Source organism: Pantoea sp. WMus005, from assembly GCF_013415305.1.
GTDB classification, from domain to species: domain Bacteria; phylum Pseudomonadota; class Gammaproteobacteria; order Enterobacterales; family Enterobacteriaceae; genus Pantoea; species Pantoea rara.
The window spans coordinates 409,208-426,649 of the sequence record NZ_JACBXU010000004.1 but is presented as its reverse complement, the minus strand read 5'-3'; the positions used below and the strand labels follow the sequence as shown (position 1 = coordinate 426,649).

Annotated in this window: 14 protein-coding genes; 10 read left to right on the top strand and 4 right to left on the bottom strand. The window is 54.7% G+C overall.

Features of this window, described 5'->3' with window-relative positions; all coding sequences use genetic code 11:
• Positions 1–18: 18 nt before the first annotated feature.
• The 3 genes from aroQ to msrP all read right to left on the bottom strand — a co-directional run bounded on the left by aroQ (position 19) and on the right by msrP (position 2,314).
• Positions 19–471: a type II 3-dehydroquinate dehydratase gene (gene aroQ, locus HZZ01_RS16850; RefSeq protein ID WP_179898700.1), complete on the bottom strand. Its 453-nt coding sequence runs from the start codon at positions 469–471 to the stop codon at positions 19–21.
• 232 nt (positions 472–703) lie between these two features.
• Entirely contained in the window at positions 704–1,309 is a 606-nt protein-coding gene (gene msrQ, locus HZZ01_RS16845) for a protein-methionine-sulfoxide reductase heme-binding subunit MsrQ (protein WP_179898682.1), read from the bottom strand.
• Positions 1,310–2,314, bottom strand: coding sequence for a protein-methionine-sulfoxide reductase catalytic subunit MsrP (gene msrP, locus HZZ01_RS16840; RefSeq protein ID WP_179898681.1), 1,005 nt, complete (start codon positions 2,312–2,314; stop codon positions 1,310–1,312). It abuts the gene before it with no gap.
• 284 nt (positions 2,315–2,598) lie between these two features.
• Between msrP and csrD the strand changes: the two genes are divergently transcribed.
• The 8 genes from csrD to tldD all read left to right on the top strand — a co-directional run bounded on the left by csrD (position 2,599) and on the right by tldD (position 15,106).
• Positions 2,599–4,548 (top strand): RNase E specificity factor CsrD, encoded by a 1,950-nt coding sequence (gene csrD, locus HZZ01_RS16835; protein ID WP_179898680.1) that lies wholly within the window; start codon positions 2,599–2,601, stop codon positions 4,546–4,548.
• Between the two features lie 310 nt (positions 4,549–4,858).
• On the top strand, positions 4,859–5,902 hold the full coding sequence (gene mreB / locus HZZ01_RS16830; protein ID WP_003855260.1) for a rod shape-determining protein MreB: 1,044 nt from the start codon (positions 4,859–4,861) through the stop codon (positions 5,900–5,902).
• Positions 5,903–6,049: 147 nt separating this feature from the next.
• Positions 6,050–7,072 (top strand): rod shape-determining protein MreC, encoded by a 1,023-nt coding sequence (gene mreC, locus HZZ01_RS16825; protein ID WP_179898679.1) that lies wholly within the window; start codon positions 6,050–6,052, stop codon positions 7,070–7,072.
• Positions 7,069–7,557: a rod shape-determining protein MreD gene (mreD, locus tag HZZ01_RS16820; protein ID WP_090966267.1), complete on the top strand. Its 489-nt coding sequence runs from the start codon at positions 7,069–7,071 to the stop codon at positions 7,555–7,557. Before mreC ends, mreD begins: the two co-directional genes overlap by 4 nt.
• An 8-nt stretch (positions 7,558–7,565) precedes the next feature.
• Positions 7,566–8,159: a nucleoside triphosphate pyrophosphatase gene (locus HZZ01_RS16815; protein WP_179898678.1), complete on the top strand. Its 594-nt coding sequence runs from the start codon at positions 7,566–7,568 to the stop codon at positions 8,157–8,159.
• The gene (gene rng / locus HZZ01_RS16810; RefSeq protein ID WP_098052256.1) at positions 8,149–9,618 is read left to right on the top strand and encodes a ribonuclease G; all 1,470 of its coding nucleotides are present in this window, start codon (positions 8,149–8,151) and stop codon (positions 9,616–9,618) included. Before HZZ01_RS16815 ends, rng begins: the two co-directional genes overlap by 11 nt.
• Positions 9,619–9,765: 147 nt before the next feature.
• Positions 9,766–13,596 carry an AsmA2 domain-containing protein YhdP gene (gene yhdP, locus HZZ01_RS16805; RefSeq protein ID WP_179898677.1) on the top strand — a complete coding sequence of 1,277 codons (3,831 nt, stop codon included), beginning with the start codon at positions 9,766–9,768 and terminating at the stop codon, positions 13,594–13,596.
• A gap of 64 nt (positions 13,597–13,660) precedes the next feature.
• Positions 13,661–15,106 carry a metalloprotease TldD gene (tldD, locus tag HZZ01_RS16800; RefSeq protein WP_136196652.1) on the top strand — a complete coding sequence of 482 codons (1,446 nt, stop codon included), beginning with the start codon at positions 13,661–13,663 and terminating at the stop codon, positions 15,104–15,106.
• Positions 15,107–15,139: 33 nt separating this feature from the next.
• Here tldD and aaeR read toward each other — a convergent pair whose 3' ends face one another.
• Positions 15,140–16,057 (bottom strand): HTH-type transcriptional activator AaeR, encoded by a 918-nt coding sequence (gene aaeR, locus HZZ01_RS16795; protein WP_179898676.1) that lies wholly within the window; start codon positions 16,055–16,057, stop codon positions 15,140–15,142.
• Positions 16,058–16,289: 232 nt separating this feature from the next.
• Here aaeR and aaeX point away from each other — a divergent pair, with 232 nt between their 5' ends.
• Positions 16,290–16,493 carry a p-hydroxybenzoic acid efflux pump operon protein AaeX gene (gene aaeX / locus HZZ01_RS16790; RefSeq protein ID WP_009087501.1) on the top strand — a complete coding sequence of 68 codons (204 nt, stop codon included), beginning with the start codon at positions 16,290–16,292 and terminating at the stop codon, positions 16,491–16,493.
• Between the two features lie 7 nt (positions 16,494–16,500).
• Positions 16,501–17,433, top strand: coding sequence for a p-hydroxybenzoic acid efflux pump subunit AaeA (gene aaeA, locus HZZ01_RS16785; RefSeq protein ID WP_179898675.1), 933 nt, complete (start codon positions 16,501–16,503; stop codon positions 17,431–17,433).
• Positions 17,434–17,442 lie beyond the last annotated feature (9 nt).

The following is a 17,442-nucleotide window of genomic DNA, read 5'->3' as shown; positions in this document are numbered from 1 at the left end:
GTTCCGTACTCAGTTTGATTAATGAGATTGAGACAGGCGTTTTACTGCCGTTTGTAAAGCCCATGTGTAGCCGTCAGCGCCAAGCCCACAGATCACGCCAGCAGAAACATCAGAAAGATAGGAGTGATGGCGGAAGGGCTCGCGGGCATGCACATTTGAGAGATGAACCTCGATAAACGGTATTTCTACCGCCAGCAGGGCATCACGTAGTGCAACACTGGTATGGGTAAACGCGGCAGGATTAATGATGATGTAATCCACATTGCCTTTGGCCTCATGAATGCGATCAATCAGCTGAAATTCAGCATTGGTCTGCAGGTGGCTCAACTCCACATTCAACTGGTCTGCCTGACGTGTCAAATCGTCCACAATCTGACGCAGCGTAGTATGACCATACTTCTCAGGCTCACGTGTCCCCAACAGGTTAAGGTTGGGCCCGTTTAAAAGCAGAATATGTAATTTATGCGCCATCGTGCTGCCATCTCCCGCAATCATTGAGGCATCGCGTAAAATACCTTGCGAATCTTCATTTGTCACCTTTCAGGGTGAAAAAGAAGACCCGACGAGCAATAAAGCCGGGCATTATATCCGTTTCGTGTCATTTCGCAGCAAAATACTGGTCTTATCTGCGAAGATGATCGGATGTGGCCTGCGGGCCACATCTTTTAGCAGAAAACAGCAGAGGAAAACAACGGGGCAAGCCCTAGCGGGGCCACCATTTGAGGAATTTTTTGTAACGCCACGCTAACAGTATCGCAGCAAGCAGGGCATAGATAAGGGGCTGGGGTGACAGGATTTTCACTGACCAGATATAGTGAATCGGTACCAGGATCGCGACAAGATAGACCGCGTTGTGCAGGGTTTGCCAGCGCTTACCGAGCTTGCGCTGAGCGCGCTGGAACGAGGTTACCGCCAGGGCCAGTAATATCAGCCAGCTGATAATTCCCAGCGTCAGATAGGGACGAGAGAGTAGCTCGCTGCCCAGCAGACGCAGGTTGTCAGCGCCCAGCTCCAGCAGGTAATAGCTCAGCAGATGAATGGAAGCCCAGACAAACGTCCAGACGCCAAGCAGACGGCGGGTGCGGATGAGAAGCGGCTGCCTGCCGTAGCGTGCCAGCGGTGAAACCAGAAGCGTCCCCAGCAGCAGTTTCAGCGCCATGCGGCCGGTAAAATGCTGAATATCTTTTGCCGGATCCGCACTCAGGCCACCCTGCATCGCCGCAAGAACGAGATAAACCAGCGGCAACAGGGCCGCCAGATGCAGAATCACCTTAAGCCATGTGATCTGTTTTATCGACAGGCGGACCACTTAGTAATTCTCCCGTAAATCCATGCCACGGTAGAGCGACGCCACTTGTTCGGCATAGCCGTTAAACAGCAGTGTCGGCTGACGCTCGACCTTCAGACTGCCGCCGGGGCCAATAAACCGCTCTGTCGCCTGCGACCAGCGTGGGTGATTGACGTGCGGATTCACATTGGCATAAAAGCCATACTCGTCGGCAGCAATCTGGTTCCAGGTTGTTGGTGGCTGTTTGTCGGTCAGCGTGATTTTGACAATCGACTTAATGCCTTTGAAGCCATACTTCCACGGCACCGTCAGACGAATCGGCGCGCCATTCTGCGGCGGCAGCGCTTTGCCATAGACGCCGGTAGTGAGTATCGTCAGCGGGTGCATCGCTTCATCCATCCGCAGACCTTCTACATAGGGATAGTTGAGTCCGCCGCCAATAAAGCGATCTTTCTGGCCGGGCATCTGCTCCGGGTCGTACAGCGTCTGGAAAGCAACAAAGCGCGCTTTGCTGGTGGGTTCCGCCAGAGAAAGAAGCTTATTCAGCTCAAAGCCTATCCAGGGCACCACCATCGACCAGGCTTCCACGCAGCGCATGCGATAGATCCGCTGCTCCATCGCAAACCGTTTAAAGATGTCATCCATATCCAGCGTTACGGGCTTAGCTACTTCGCCATCAATGGTCAGTTTCCAGGGTTCAGTTTTAAGCGTACCTGCATTAGCCGCTGGATCAGCCTTATCCAGGCCGAACTCATAGAAGTTGTTATAGCCTGAGACTTTATCCGCAGGCGTTAAGGTCAGATCAGCCTGATATTGCGCTGGTTTGGTAAAGTCCAGCGCCCGGCCTGCTGGCGCAGGTGGACGGTCATTGCCTTTGAACCAGCTGAGGATATCGGCATTCGCCACGCCCGGCATACCCATCGCCGCAGCGCTCAGTCCCAGCGTTTTTAGCACCTGGCGGCGCTTCATATTAAAGATGCTTTCCGGCGTTACGTCGGCTTCAGTCAGATGGGGTATGCGTTTCATTGGGCTTCTCCAGACAGGATGTCATCATCCAGCATGATGACTATCGCTGATATCAGCCAGTTTCGCTGTGAAAATGTGAAATTTCCTGGCTGACCGGTGCGATGAGAATGCACCGAAAAGTACTGCGATCAACGTCAGTGATGATATCTCAGGGATATACTTCGGCTTCATGCGTCCGGGCACTGTCGGCAGCGGCAAATTATGCTATTTTGCTCGCGTTTTCGTCAGGCTGACGGTACAAGGTTGGGTGATCCGGTTATCACCGCAGTAATACAGGCACAGGGATGCGATTAACCACAAAATTATCTGCGTTTATTACCTTTTTAAGCTTGCTGGCAATGTCATTAATGCTGGCTGGCTGCGCATTCAGTATTTTCTGGTTCAGTCATCAGCGGGTTGAACATCGGGCGCAGGTGCTGGCGACTGAGGTCGATCAGGCGATGTTTACCGAGACGCCGGCAGAGCTGCATAATTGGCTCACACGCATGATGCCGATAATGAATGCCGAGCAGATTTCCCTTCACAACGGCAAACAAACGTTTCTCACACTTTCCCGACACGAAAATCAGATGCTGGAAGACGAGCCCAATCGTTTTCTCCAGGTCGATGTGCCTTTGATGCATCAGACGGGTTTGCAGCTGCGGGTCGTCACTCTTGATCCTGCCAAAACCTGGCTGCGTTCTATCACCGGAACCTATACGCTGGGTATCCTGTTTACCGTCATGCTGGTGATGAGTCTGGTGCTGCTGATGATGCATCACTGGCTCAGTCGTCAATGGCGTGGCATGGAGCATCTTGAGGTGCGGGCAGAGGCGGTTATCAACGGGGAGCGCGGGGTCGTACCGAAACGGGGTGTGGATGAGTGGCCACCCAGGGCGAGCCGCGCGATGGATGTCCTGCTGTCGGATTTGCAGGAAGCGGGCGAACAGCGTCTGCGTATCGACACGCTGATCCGTACCTTTGCCGCGCAGGATGGCCGCACCGGACTCAATAACCGGCTCTTCTTTGATAACCAACTCGCCACCCTGCTGGAGGATCAGGAGGATGTCGGCACTCACGGTGTGGTGATGATGGTGCGCCTGCCCGATCTGGACACGCTGAAGGATTCGCTGGAGCCAGGGCTGGTGGAGGAATACCTGTTTAATTTCGTCAACATGCTCTCCACCTTTGTGCTGCGCTATCCCGGCGCCTTACTGGCACGCTATTTCCGTAGTGATTTTACTGTGTTGCTGCCGCATCGCAGCCTCAAAGAGGCTAACAGCATCGCCGATCAGCTGATTAATGCCGTCGATTCTCTGCCACCGATGCGCATGGTGAATCGCGATGATCTGATCCATATCGGTATCAGTGCCTGGCACAGCGGACAGACCGTACCGCAGGTGATGGAAAATGCCGAAATGGCCACGCGACGTGCTGCACTGCTGGGTGGCAACAACTGGACCAATGGTGCCGGAAATCCTCAGGATGCCGGACGGGGAAGTGTGCGCTGGCGAACCCTGCTTGAGAACACGCTTAGCCGGGGCGGTCCACGGCTCTACCATAAACCTGCTGTTAATATTGAAGGTAAAGTTCAGCATCGGGTGATGCTGACCCGCATCTTTGATGGCGATAAAGAAGTGCTCGCTGCTGAATATATGCCGCTGGTTCAGCAGCTCGGTATGGCCGATGCCTGGGACCGCCAGCTCATGACTCGCATTGCGGCACTCTCTGAACTCTGGCCTGAAGAGACGCTGGTAATCCCGGTGACGATAAACTCGCTGCTGCACCGTTCATTTGTACTCTGGCTGCAGAACATGTTGCTGCAGTGCCCTAAATCACAAAGAAAACGATTTTTATTTGAACTTGCCGAGGCAGATGTTTGTCAACACATCAACCGTTTAGCGCCAGTATTCCGCGCACTTAAAGCGTTTGGCTGTCGGGTGGCGGTAAATCAGGCAGGTCTGACCGTGGTCAGCAGCGCCTATATACGGCAGCTACCGCTGGAACTGATCAAACTTGATGCCGGTCTGGTGCGCAACATTGAGCGCCGGACTGAAAATCAGCTGTTCGTGCAGAGTCTGCTGGAAGTCTGTAAGTGTACAGGCATTCAGGTGTTTGCTACCGGAGTACGCACAAAAGCGGAGTGGCAGACATTAGTCGCGCTGGGTGTTGCAGGCGGGCAGGGCGACTTTTTTGCGCCTTCGCTTCCGGTTAACAGTAGCGTGAAGAAGTATTCTCAACGTTACCGTATTTAATGAATTTACGTCGGACTGACAGAAATTTGCGGTTTTTTTTAATGTTTAGCCGCATCTGTACCCCTGACACTGCTGCCGGAAATGTTAGATTTTATGTCGGGCAGGACGAAGGGAAATCGCCTGAAATGCAGTGCTGATGGCGTCTGGTCGCCATTCTGCCGTTGTGGATCGCTGGTTCAGATGACTTAAACGCAATCAGGCCTCTTTTTTCACCGAAGCAGAACGTTTTTGCGCCTTGTGGCAGCTTCGTGTGGTTGGTAAAGTAAGCGGATTTTATTTTCCGCCCCCAGCTTGCAGGATTATCCCTTAGATGTTTAAAAAATTTCGTGGCATGTTTTCCAACGACTTGTCCATTGACCTGGGTACCGCGAATACCCTGATTTACGTAAAAGGACAGGGCATCGTGCTGAACGAGCCTTCCGTGGTGGCTATTCGTCAGGACCGTGCAGGTTCGCCGAAAAGTGTCGCGGCCGTGGGTCATGACGCCAAACAGATGCTTGGCCGTACGCCAGGCAACATTGCAGCTATCCGTCCGATGAAAGATGGCGTTATCGCTGACTTTTTCGTAACCGAAAAGATGCTGCAACACTTCATTAAGCAGGTTCACAGCAACAGCTTTATGCGTCCCAGCCCACGTGTGCTGGTCTGCGTACCGGTCGGGGCCACGCAGGTAGAGCGCCGTGCAATTCGTGAATCCGCTCAGGGCGCAGGTGCGCGTGAAGTCTTCCTGATTGAAGAGCCGATGGCTGCAGCCATTGGTGCAGGTCTGCCTGTTTCTGAAGCGACCGGTTCTATGGTCGTCGATATCGGTGGCGGTACGACAGAAGTGGCCGTGATCTCCCTTAACGGTGTGGTCTACTCTTCATCTGTACGTATTGGTGGCGATCGCTTTGATGAAGCTATTATTAATTATGTGCGTCGTAACTACGGTTCACTGATCGGCGAAGCGACCGCAGAACGTATCAAGCATGAGATCGGTTCAGCCTATCCGGGTGACGAAGTCCGTGAAATTGAAGTCCGTGGCCGTAATCTGGCCGAAGGTGTACCGCGTGGCTTCACGCTGAACTCCAACGAAATTCTCGAAGCGCTGCAGGAGCCGTTAACCGGCATCGTTAGCGCGGTGATGGTTGCCCTTGAGCAGTGTCCGCCAGAGCTGGCTTCTGATATCTCAGAGCGCGGCATGGTGCTGACCGGTGGTGGTGCGTTACTGCGCAACCTGGATCGCCTGCTGATGGAAGAGACAGGTATCCCTGTTGTGGTTGCTGAAGATCCGCTGACCTGTGTGGCTCGCGGTGGCGGCAAGGCGCTGGAAATGATCGACATGCATGGCGGCGATTTGTTCAGCGAAGAATAATTGCCTCAACCGGCTGAGAACGCAATGATCATGCGAGGGAGCGGCATGTGAACCGGCGATATCTGTGCCGGTACAGTGCGTTCAGCCCAGGGAAGCACGGTTTTTACCGTCGCTTCCTCTCCTGTTGTCGAGGATCACGCAGATTATATGAAGCCGATTTTTAGCAGGGGGCCTTCCCTGCAGTTGCGTCTTTTTTTGGCGGTCATTGTGGCGATTGCCATCATCATTGCCGACAGTCGTGTGGGTTCTTTTACCCAAATACGCAACTATCTGGATACGTCGGTCAGTCCGTTTTACTTCCTGGCCAATGGGCCACGTCAGCTGCTGGATGGCGTGTCTGAGTCGCTGGCATCACGTCAGCAACTGGAGCAGGAAAACAAAGCGTTACGTCGTGAACTCTTCCTGAAAAACAGTAACCTGCTAATGCTGGGGCAATATAAGCAGGAAAACGCACGTCTGCGTGAACTGCTGGGTTCACCGCTGCGTCAGGATGAGCAAAAGATGGTGACACAGGTGATCTCCACCGGCACCGATCCTTATACCGACCAGGTTGTGATCGACAAGGGCAGCGTTAACGGTGTCTATGAAGGTCAGCCGGTCATCAGTGATAAGGGCGTAGTGGGTCAGGTCATCGCCGTCGGGCAACTCACCAGCCGCGTTCTGCTAATCTGTGATGCGTCTCATGCCCTGCCGATTCAGGTGCTGCGTAATGACATTCGTGTGATTGCCGCCGGTAACGGCTGTACTGAAGATCTCCAGCTTGAGCATCTGCCGGGTAATACAGACATTCGTGTCGGCGATGTGCTGGTGACTTCTGGTATTGGAGGGCGTTTCCCTGAAGGTTATCCGGTGGGCGTGGTCTCCTCTGTGAAAGTGGATACTCAGCGTGCTTATACGGTGATTCAGGCGCATCCTACCGCTGGTCTGCAGCGTCTGCGGTACCTGCTGTTGCTGTGGGGGGCCGATCGTAATGGCGATATGCCACTGCCGCAGGATGAAGTTCATCGCGTCGCGAATGAGCGTCTGATGCAAATGATGCCGCAGGTCTTACCGCCTGCCGGTGAAATGGGCCCGCCAGCGCCTGCCGCTCAGATGGGACCCCCTGCGCCGTCAGCCAGTAGCAGCAGCGGACAGAGCAGCACCTCGCGTTCACGCGGGGGCCAGCCTTGAGTCGATATCGTAGCCAGGGACGTTGGGTCATCTGGCTCTCTTTCCTGGTTGCGTTAGTCCTGCAGATCATGCCCTGGCCGGAAGAAATTTATATGTTCCGGCCCTCATGGCTGCTGTTGATCCTCATCTATTGGGTGCTCGCACTGCCACATCGGGTGAATGTCGGTACCGGATTCGTCCTGGGTGCCATCATGGATCTGATCGCCGGGTCCACACTCGGTGTACGTGCGCTGGCGCTCAGTATTATCGCCTACCTGATTGCCTTTAAGTTCCAGTTATTCCGCAACTTAGCGTTGTGGCAGCAAGCGTTAATGGTTATGGTGCTGTCACTGGCGATGGATGTGATTGTCTTCTGGGCAGAATTCCTGGTAATCAATGTTTCTTTCCGACCTGAAATTTTCTGGAGTAGTGTCGTCGACGGTATTCTCTGGCCCTGGCTATTCTTATTAATGAGAAAAATTCGTCGTCAGTTCGCTGTTCAATAAGGAAATTTATGGTAACCCTCTATCTTGCTTCCGGTTCACCGCGTCGTCGTGAGCTGTTAACTCAACTTGGCCTGACCTTTGAGCGCATCGTGACTGACGTGGAAGAGCAACGTCAGCCAAATGAAGCGGCGGAGAACTATGTCCGCCGTCTGGCGAATGACAAAGCGCAGGCGGGTGTCAGACTGGCCGCGCAGGATCTGCCGGTGCTGGGCGCGGATACCATTGTGGTGCTGAATGGCGAAGTGCTGGAAAAACCGCGTGATAACGCCCACGCCCACGCGATGCTGCGTAAACTTTCCGGTCATACGCATCAGGTGATGACGGCAGTGGCGCTGGCCGACAGCCAGCAGGCGCTGGATTGCGTCGTGACCACTGATGTGACATTCCGCACCTTAACTCAGACCGACATCGACGACTATATCGCTACCGGCGAACCGATGGATAAAGCGGGTGCATACGGTATTCAGGGCAGGGGAGGAAACTTTGTCCGCAAAATTAATGGAAGCTACCATGCAGTGGTCGGATTACCTCTGGTTGAGACAGCGGAGCTGATCAGCCATTTCCAGTCACTGCGTGCTGTAAGAGGTCAACATGACGGCTGAATTACTGGTTAATGTCACGCCTTCTGAAACACGTGTTGCCTATATCGACGGCGGCATCCTTCAGGAAATACATATTGAGCGTGAAGCGCGGCGCGGTATTGTTGGCAATATTTACAAAGGACGCGTAAGTCGTGTTCTGCCCGGCATGCAGGCCGCCTTTGTCGATATCGGTCTGGAAAAAGCAGCCTTTCTGCACGCCTCTGACATCATGCCGCATACTGAATGTGTAGCGGGTGACGAAAAGAAAAACTTCATCGTGCGTGATATCGCTGAGCTGGTACGTCAGGGACAGGATCTGGTCGTTCAGGTTGTCAAAGATCCGCTGGGCACTAAAGGTGCCCGGCTGACCACAGACATTACCCTGCCTTCGCGTTACCTGGTCTTTATGCCGGGCGCATCGCATGTCGGTGTTTCTCAGCGTATTGAGAGTGAGAAAGAGCGCGATCGGCTTAAAGCCGTGGTGGCTGATTACTGCGACGACCTCGGCGGCTTTATCATCCGCACCGCCGCAGAGGGAATTGGAGAAGAGGAGCTGGCGCAGGACGCCGCTTTTCTCAAACGTCTCTGGACCAAAGTCAGCGAGCGTAAAAAGCGCAACCAGACCCGCTGCCTGCTCTACGGCGAGCTGGCACTGGCCCAGCGTATTCTGCGTGATTTTGCAGGTGCCGCGCTGGATCGCATCCGGGTCGACTCGCGTCTGACCTGCGACATGCTGGTGGAATTTACCGGTGAATATATCCCGGAGATGGCCGATAAGCTGGAGCTCTACAACGGTAAACAGCCTATTTTCGACCTGTTTGACGTCGAAAACGAGATTCAGCGTTCGCTGGATCGCAAAGTTGAACTAAAGTCAGGCGGATATCTGATCATCGACCAGACCGAAGCGATGACGACCATTGATATCAACACCGGTGCGTTTGTCGGCCATCGCAATCTGGATGAAACGATCTTTAATACCAATGTTGAGGCCACTCAGGCGATCGCGCGTCAGCTGCGACTGCGTAATCTGGGGGGCATCATTATTATCGACTTCATTGACATGAGCAATGAAGACCATCGGCGTCGTGTACTGCATTCGCTGGAAAGCGCGCTCAGTAAAGATCGGGTCAAAACCGGTATTAATGGTTTCTCGGCGCTGGGTCTGGTGGAGATGACGCGTAAGCGTACCCGTGAAAGCATTGAGCACGTACTGTGCCAGGATTGCCCGGTCTGCAAAGGGCGCGGCACGCTGAAAACGGTTGAAACAGTCTGCTATGAAATCATGCGCGAGATTGTCCGGGTTCACCACGCCTATGATTCTGACCGTTTTCTGGTCTATGTTTCACCGACAGTCGGTGAGGCGTTAAAAACCGACGAGTCTCATGCACTGGCTGAAGTGGAAATCTTTGTCGGCAAACAGGTTAAAGTTCATGTCGAAGCGCTCTACACTCAGGAGCAATTCGACGTGGTGATGATGTAACGCCAGCCCGACACCGGTTTCTTCGGATATCGGGCTGAAAAATCGCCCTTGTTTGGGATAAAATGCGCGTTTTAACGCTTTTATCTGAAGACGGTCGGGTATAAGAACCAACTATCCGTCGTTTACGGAACACAAGGAGAGGCGTGAGTGAGGCAGTTGCCGAGGATTTTGTTACTGCTGGTCGCGGCAATCATTGTGATTGTCGCGCTGCTGGTCAGCGGATTGCGTCTGGTGATGCCGCATCTCGACAGCTATCGCAGCAACCTTCTGCAATTCATCTCCGACAGCACGGGAGTGCCGGTTAACGCCAGTCAGTTAGAGGGAAAATGGGAGAATTTTGGCCCAACCCTGCAGGTTCGCGATCTTAGCGTCGATCTGCATGAGAACGGCAAACTCACGATTAACCGCATCAATCTGGCGCTCGACGTCTGGCAATCCCTGCTGCACTGGCGCTGGCAGTTCCGCGACCTGACCTTCTGGCAGTTGCATCTCGACACCAATCGTCCCTTACTCGACAACGACAAAGAGAAAAACAGCTTCCGTCCGGCACAGATTAACGAACTCTTCCTGCGGCAGTTTGACCACTTCGACCTGCGTGACAGCACTATCCGTTTCCGCACCCCATCCGGCCAGCATGCTGAGCTGGCGATCCCGCGACTCACCTGGGTCAATGAAAATAATCGCCACCGGGCCGAAGGCGAAGTCAGTCTGTCGAGCTTTACCGGCCAGCATGGCGTGGTGCAGGTAAGACTCGATCTCAACGACAGCAACGGTTTACTCAATGATGGTCGTATCTGGATGCAGGCCGACGATGTCGATATGCGTCCGTGGCTGGGCCGCTGGGTGCGCGATAATACCCGGCTGGACAGCGCCCGCTTCAGCCTGGCAGCCTGGGTCAACCTGCGCGATGGTGACATCTATGCCGGAGACCTGCTGCTGCGTAAAGGCGGAGCCAGCTGGCAGGGCGAAACCGGACGACACCACATTGAGGTCGATGGGCTGACCGCGCACCTCTCACGTTTTCAGAATGGCTGGGTGGTCAATGTGCCGCAGACCCGGCTCAGCACCGACGGCCAGTCCTGGCCCGCCGGCCACTTCTCTTTGTTATGGCGTCCTGAAGATAAGCAGATGCTGGGGCCGGATGGTCAGCAGGAAGTCCGGGTTCGCGCTACACAGCTGGTATTGGGTCATATTGCGCCCATCATTCCGCTGTTTGCGCCGCTCTCTCCGGCGCTGTTTGAAAACTGGCAGACGCTGCAGCCACAAGGCACTATTGATGGCCTGGCGCTGGATATTCCGTTACAGCAGCCTGAAAAAACCCGCGTTCAGGTGAAGTGGCGTGATTTCAGCTGGCAACACTGGAAACTGTTGCCGGGTATCAGCCATTTAAGCGGCGAAGCGCGCGGTAGCCTGAGCAATGGTCAGGTCACAGTGGATATGGGTGCGGCGACCGTTCCCTATGGCGATATGTTCCAGGCCCCATTAGAGATTAAGCGGGTGACCGGTGCAGTGCGCTGGCTGAATGATGAACATGGTCTCACGCTGGCAGGCGAAAATCTTGACCTTGAAGCGCGGTCGCTCTGGGCGCGCGGCGACTTCAGCTACCAGCAGAATAGTGGCGGTGAGCCTCGTCTGGATATTCTGGCCGGTATCCGGCTGACCGATGCGGGCGATGCCTGGCGCTACTTCCCGGTGCCACTGCTGGGTAACAGTCTGACGCATTATCTGAGTGGGGCAGTGAAGGGCGGCAAGGTGGACAACGCCACGCTGCTGTTTGCCGGTAACCCGGCGCTGTTCCCGTTCAAGCACAATGATGGCATGTTCCAGGTCTGGGTGCCGCTTCGTCAGGCGACCTATGCATTTCAGCCCAAATGGCCAGCGTTAAGCAATCTTGATATCGACCTCAATTTCCTGAACGACGGTCTGTGGATGAAAGCGCCGGTGGCCCAACTGGGCGAGGTAGACGCGCGCAACGTTACCGCGGTGATTCCCGACTATCTGAAAGAAAAACTGATTATTGATGGGGATATCAGTGGTGAAGGCCAGCAGATCGCTGACTATTTCGATCAGACGCCGCTAAAACCTTCATTGGGTGCTGCGCTGGAGCAACTGGAAATTAAAGGCCGCGTCGGTGGTCACCTGAACCTGGATATTCCGCTGGATGGCCAGCAGGTACATGCCCGTGGCAATGTTGATTTGAACAATAATTCTCTGTTTATCAAACCGTTAAAAACCACGATCAATAACCTTTCAGGCCGCTTCCGTTACGATAACGGCAATCTGGCCAGTGAGGATCTGCGGGCAAACTGGTTTGGTCAGCCGATGGGTGTCCGTTTCAGCACCAAAGAGAACCCGGACGACTTTGGCGTGAACGTCAAACTTCAGGGCGACTGGCAACCCGCTAAAATCAGCGAGATCCCGGCCGCTGTCAGTAAGCAGCTGAGCGGACATCTCCCCTGGCAGGGCGACGTGAATATCACCTTGCCCCATCATGGCGGGGCGCGTTATGACGTGACGCTGAACGGCAATGCTAAAGAAGTAAGTAGTCACTTACCTGCACCGCTCGATAAGAAAGCCGGTGAGGCAATGCCGGTCGCTATTCAGGCCAGCGGCGACCTGACCCATTTCGATCTCAGTGGCAGCGTCGATGCAAATCATCGGTTTAACAGTCGCTGGTTGCTTGAGCCTGAGTTGCGTGTTGACCGTGGCATCTGGCTGAATGATGTACGGAAAACGCCTGCTCTGCCCGACCATCCCGGCATGGTGTTGAACCTGCCTGCGCTGGATGGCGAGGCCTGGGTGGCGATGATGGCTGCCGGAGGCTCTGCAGGGGCGCAGGAGTCAGGCGGCGGCAGTGATTTCAAGACCGGTGGCGTCACGCTGCCGGGTAACATCACTCTTCGCAGCCCGGCAGTCACGCTGGCCGGACAGCAATGGCATGAGGTTGAAGCAACACTGGCTCAGAGTTCAGGCGGCAACGGGCAGGTCAGCGTCAATGCGAAAGAGCTGCGTGGTGCGCTGGCAATGGCACCTAAAGCGCCCTGGCAGGTGAACCTGGATTACCTCTACTACAATCCGCAGTGGGATAACGATGCAGGAAAAGGCGGCAAAGCGCCTCCTCAGCAAGCCACCAGCATTAATTTCAGCCAGTGGCCCGCCCTGCAGTTGCGCTGCAAAGAGTGCTGGGTGCTGGGGCAGAAATATGGTCAGGTATCCGCTACGCTGCAACCTAAAGGAGATACGTTAGCGCTTACTAACGGAAAAGTGGATACCGGCAGTTCGCAGCTGAAAATCAACGGTGAGTGGATCAATCGTCCTGAAGATCAGCGCACCTCGCTGAAGGGCACGCTTAAGGGGCCGAATATCAATAACGCGACCAACTGGTTTGGCGTCAACACGCCGCTGCGCGATGCGCCATTTGATATTGCTTACGACCTGCACTGGCGCTCTGCGCCCTGGCAGCCTTCGGCAGAGACGCTGAGCGGCACCCTGAAGACCCACTTTGGCAAAGGCCAGATTGCGGATGTAAATACCGGTACGGCGGGGAAAATCCTGCGGCTGGTAAGCTTTGATGCGCTGCTGCGCAAGCTGCGCTTCGACTTCAGCGACACCTTCACCAACTCGTTCTATTTCGATTCGATTAACGGCACCGCCTGGATCGAAAACGGCATGATGCGCACCGACAACCTGCTGGTGGATGGGCTGGAAGCGGACATCGCGATGCAGGGGAATCTCGACCTGGTGAAGCGTCAGATCGATATGGAAGCGGTGGTCGCCCCTGAAATATCCGCCTCCGTTGGTGTGGCAACGGCCTTTGCCATTAATCCGGTGATTGGCGCGGCGGTGTTTGCCGCCAGTAAAGTTCTGAGCCCCCTGTGGAACAGGATATCGCTGCTGCGTTATCACATCAGTGGCCCGCTGGATAAACCGGAAATCAATGAAGTGCTGCGTAAACCACGTGAAACAGTCAACAAGTGAATTTGACGCCGTACCGGAATTACCGCAGGCTATGATTATCTGAGCACATAATGAGTGAGAAACGATGACTCTGAACCTGGTAAGTGAGCAGTTACTGACTGCTAACGGCATTAATCAGCAGGACCTATTTTCCCTGTTAGGGCAGCTTTCAGAACGTCGTCTGGATTATGCCGATCTCTACTTTCAGTCCAGCTTTCACGAATCCTGGGTGCTGGAAGACAAAATTATTAAAGATGGCTCATACCATATCGATCAGGGTGTAGGTGTGCGCGCGGTCAGCGGTGAAAAGACCGGCTTCGCCTATGCAGACCAGATCACACTGAATGCGCTGCGTCTCTCTTCTGAAGCGGCACGCAGCATCGTTCGCGAACAGGGAAATGGCAAGGCACACACGCTGTCTGCTGTGATGAACCGTTCGCTCTATTCGGCGGTCGATCCGCTGAGCAGCCTGACGCGTGAAGATAAAATTGCCCTGCTGCATCGCGTTGATAAAGTGGCCCGTGCGGCTGACCCGCGCGTACAGGAAGTTAATGCCAGCCTGACCGGCGTTTACGAGCAGGTACTGGTGGCCGCGACTGACGGTACACTGGCGGCTGACGTTCGTCCGCTGGTTCGGCTCTCTATCAGCGTTCAGGTTGAAGATCAGGGCAAGCGTGAACGCGGCGCAAGCGGCGGTGGCGCACGTACCGGTTATGCATTCTTCCTTGAAGATGAAAATGGCGAAGTGCGCGCTGACGCATGGGCGCGTGAAGCGGTACGTATGGCGCTGGTTAACCTCTCTGCCGTAGCGGCACCTGCTGGCGCATTGCCGGTGGTGCTGGGCGCGGGCTGGCCTGGCGTCCTGCTGCATGAAGCGGTGGGTCACGGTCTGGAAGGCGACTTCAACCGCCGTGGCACCTCGGTATTCAGCGGTAAAATCGGTCAGCAGGTTGCATCTGAACTCTGTACCGTGGTGGATGACGGCACCCTTGAAGGGCTGCGCGGTTCACTTGCGGTGGATGATGAAGGCGTTCCCGGCCAGTACAACATGCTGATTGAGAATGGTGTGCTGAAAGGGTATATGCAGGACAAGCTGAACGCGCGCCTGATGGGCGTCAGTCCGACCGGTAACGGACGTCGTGAATCCTACGCGCATCTGCCGATGCCCCGCATGACCAACACCTATATGCTGGCAGGCAAATCCTCGCCACAGGATATTATTGAAAGCGTTGAATACGGTATATATGCGCCGAACTTTGGTGGCGGTCAGGTAGATATCACCTCCGGCAAATTTGTCTTCTCAACCTCAGAGGCTTATCTGATTGAGAATGGCAAAATCACCAAACCGGTCAAAGGCGCCACGCTGATTGGCTCCGGCATTGAAGCGATGCAGCAGATCTCGATGGTAGGTAATGACCTGGCGCTGGATAAAGGCGTGGGCGTCTGCGGTAAAGAGGGCCAGAGCCTGCCGGTCGGCGTGGGTCAGCCCACCCTGAAGCTGGATAAACTGACCATCGGCGGCACCGCCTGATGTGACCTCAACAACCCGCCGCCTGGCGGGTTGTTAGCTTTTACGGTGCTGCTGATACTGTTCAGCCACTTGCTCAAAATAGCCGGTCAGATAATCAATACAGACCTGCACTTTAAGCGGTAACTTATCCTTCTCGGTATAGAGTGCATAAACCGGCCGTGGATCGGACTGATATTGCGGAAACAGGATATCGATCTCGCCTGCGGTGATCTCCTCAATCACCCACATCATCGGCACATAGGCGATGCCATTGCCAGACTTCAGCCAGCGGATCAGCGTCAGCGAATCATTGGTCACGAAACGTCCCTGCGGTGCCAGGCGGGTCACCAGACCTTCCGGCGCAATCAACTCAAAATTGTTGTCGGGCCTTACGCTATATTCCAGCCAGGAAAAATTATCGATATCGCCTGGCTTCTCCGGCGTGCCATGCTGTGCCAGATAGCTTCTTGCGGCGCACACCACCATCGGCATCGCGCCAAGGCGACGCGAAAAGAGGCTGGAGTCTTTTAATGCGCCCACCCGAATCACCAGATCCAGACCATCCGCAATCAGATCCGGTGCCGGAACACCGGTGACAAGATTCACACTCAGTCCGGGATATTCCCGCAACATGTCGCTGGTCATACCGGCTAATACATTCTGCGCCATGGTTGATGAGCTGCCAATTCGCAATACGCCAATCGGCGTATTGTTAAACGCGTAGAGTTGTTCATGCACCTGCGTCGCTTCCGCCAGCATACGACGGCAGCCCTGATAATAGATTTTACCCGCTTCGGTTAGCCCGATACTGCGGGTACTGCGGTTCAGCAGTTTAACCTGCAATGCATCTTCCAGTTTGGCGACGATCTGGCTAATCGATGAGACGCTCAGATGAAGCTGACGTGCCGCCGCGGTAAATGAGCCCAGCTCAACCACTCTGGCAAAGACAGACATGCCTTTTAGTCGTTCCATTGTTTACTCTGGCTTAAAAGTGATTTAGATCACATTCTGTAGAAAACGTATAGTCAGGCACGTTATTATAAGCGCGCCGGGGTATTTCCCGGTGATTCTTCACCGCCTGATACCCTTCGATGATACGCTATTATTAAGCCATCCGTGGTTCGCATAGCGCTGCCAGAGGGTTTCCCTGCGACATCTGAAGAGGCAACGAAGTATCCCGGCAAGGTCGAACTAAGGATTTGTGATGAGTGTGCTTCCGGTATTTGTCATGTTTGGGCTCTCTTTTCCGCCCGTTTTCATCGAACTTATTCTTTCACTGATGCTGTTCTGGTTAGTGAAACGCGTGCTGACGCCGAGCGGTATCTACGATCTTGTCTGGCATCCGGCACTTTTTAATACAGCGCTTTACTGCTGTGTGTTTTACCTTGTCTCCCGTTTATTAGTCTGAGGTTGAAGTGAAAGCACTCATAAGAAAAATCGCGCGCTACGCGATCACCATTCTGCTGGTCATCATCGCCGTGGTTATCATCTTCCGCGCCTGGGTGTTCTATACCGAATCCCCCTGGACCCGTGATGCGCGTTTTGCGGCTGACGTGGTGGCGATCTCGCCTGACGTTACCGGCCTGATTACCGAGGTTCCGGTACACGACAACCAACTGGTGAAGAAGGGCGATACGCTGTTTGTCGTTGATCGGCCGCGCTACCAGAAAGCGCTCGATCAGGCTCAGGCGGATGTTGAATACTATCAGGCGCTGGTGAGTGAGAAACGTCGCGAAGCCGGACGCCGTAATCAGCTTGGCACCTCAGCGATGTCCCGCGAGGCGATCGAGCAATCTAACAACGATCTGCAAACCAGCGAGCATCAGCTGGCGAAATCGGTGGCAACACGCGATCTGGCCGCGATCGACCTTGAACGTACCACCGTTAAAGCGCCATCCGACGGCTGGGTCACCAACCTCAATGTCTACCAGGGTGAGTTTATTACCCGTGGTTCTGTGGCGGTGGCGCTGGTTCAGCAGCACTCTTTCTATGTGCTGGCTTACCTGGAAGAGACCAAACTGCACGGTGTGGAGAAGGGCTTCCGCGCGGAAGTGACACCGCTCGGTAGCAACATTGTGTTGCGTGGCACCGTCGACAGTGTGGCAGCGGGTGTGACCAACAGCAGCAGCTCAGTCGACAACAAAGGGATGGCAACGGTAGATTCCAATCTGGAGTGGGTCCGTCTGGCACAGCGTGTCCCGGTCCGCATCCGGCTTGATCAGCAGCCCGGCAATCGCTTCCCGGCGGGAACCACGGCAACGGTGGTCATCACCGGTCAGGCCGATCGTCAGCCTGAGCATGTTTCACCGATGATCCGTCTGTTTAATCGCCTGCGTGAGTTTGGTTAAGAGGGCGAT

Excerpts from the sequence above, each read along its gene's own strand:
- mreC (WP_179898679.1), top strand. The coding sequence starts at position 6,050 with ATGAAGCCGATTTTTAGCAGGGGGCCTTCCCTGCAGTTGCGTCTTTTT.
- aaeX (WP_009087501.1), top strand. The coding sequence starts at position 16,290 with ATGAGTGTGCTTCCGGTATTTGTCATGTTTGGGCTCTCTTTTCCGCCC.
- rng (WP_098052256.1), top strand. The coding sequence starts at position 8,149 with ATGACGGCTGAATTACTGGTTAATGTCACGCCTTCTGAAACACGTGTT.
- aroQ (WP_179898700.1), bottom strand. The coding sequence starts at position 471 with ATGGCGCATAAATTACATATTCTGCTTTTAAACGGGCCCAACCTTAAC.
- aaeR (WP_179898676.1), bottom strand. The coding sequence starts at position 16,057 with ATGGAACGACTAAAAGGCATGTCTGTCTTTGCCAGAGTGGTTGAGCTG.
- tldD (WP_136196652.1), top strand. The coding sequence starts at position 13,661 with ATGACTCTGAACCTGGTAAGTGAGCAGTTACTGACTGCTAACGGCATT.
- HZZ01_RS16815 (WP_179898678.1), top strand. The coding sequence starts at position 7,566 with ATGGTAACCCTCTATCTTGCTTCCGGTTCACCGCGTCGTCGTGAGCTG.
- mreB (WP_003855260.1), top strand. The coding sequence starts at position 4,859 with ATGTTTAAAAAATTTCGTGGCATGTTTTCCAACGACTTGTCCATTGAC.
- csrD (WP_179898680.1), top strand. The coding sequence starts at position 2,599 with ATGCGATTAACCACAAAATTATCTGCGTTTATTACCTTTTTAAGCTTG.
- msrP (WP_179898681.1), bottom strand. The coding sequence starts at position 2,314 with ATGAAACGCATACCCCATCTGACTGAAGCCGACGTAACGCCGGAAAGC.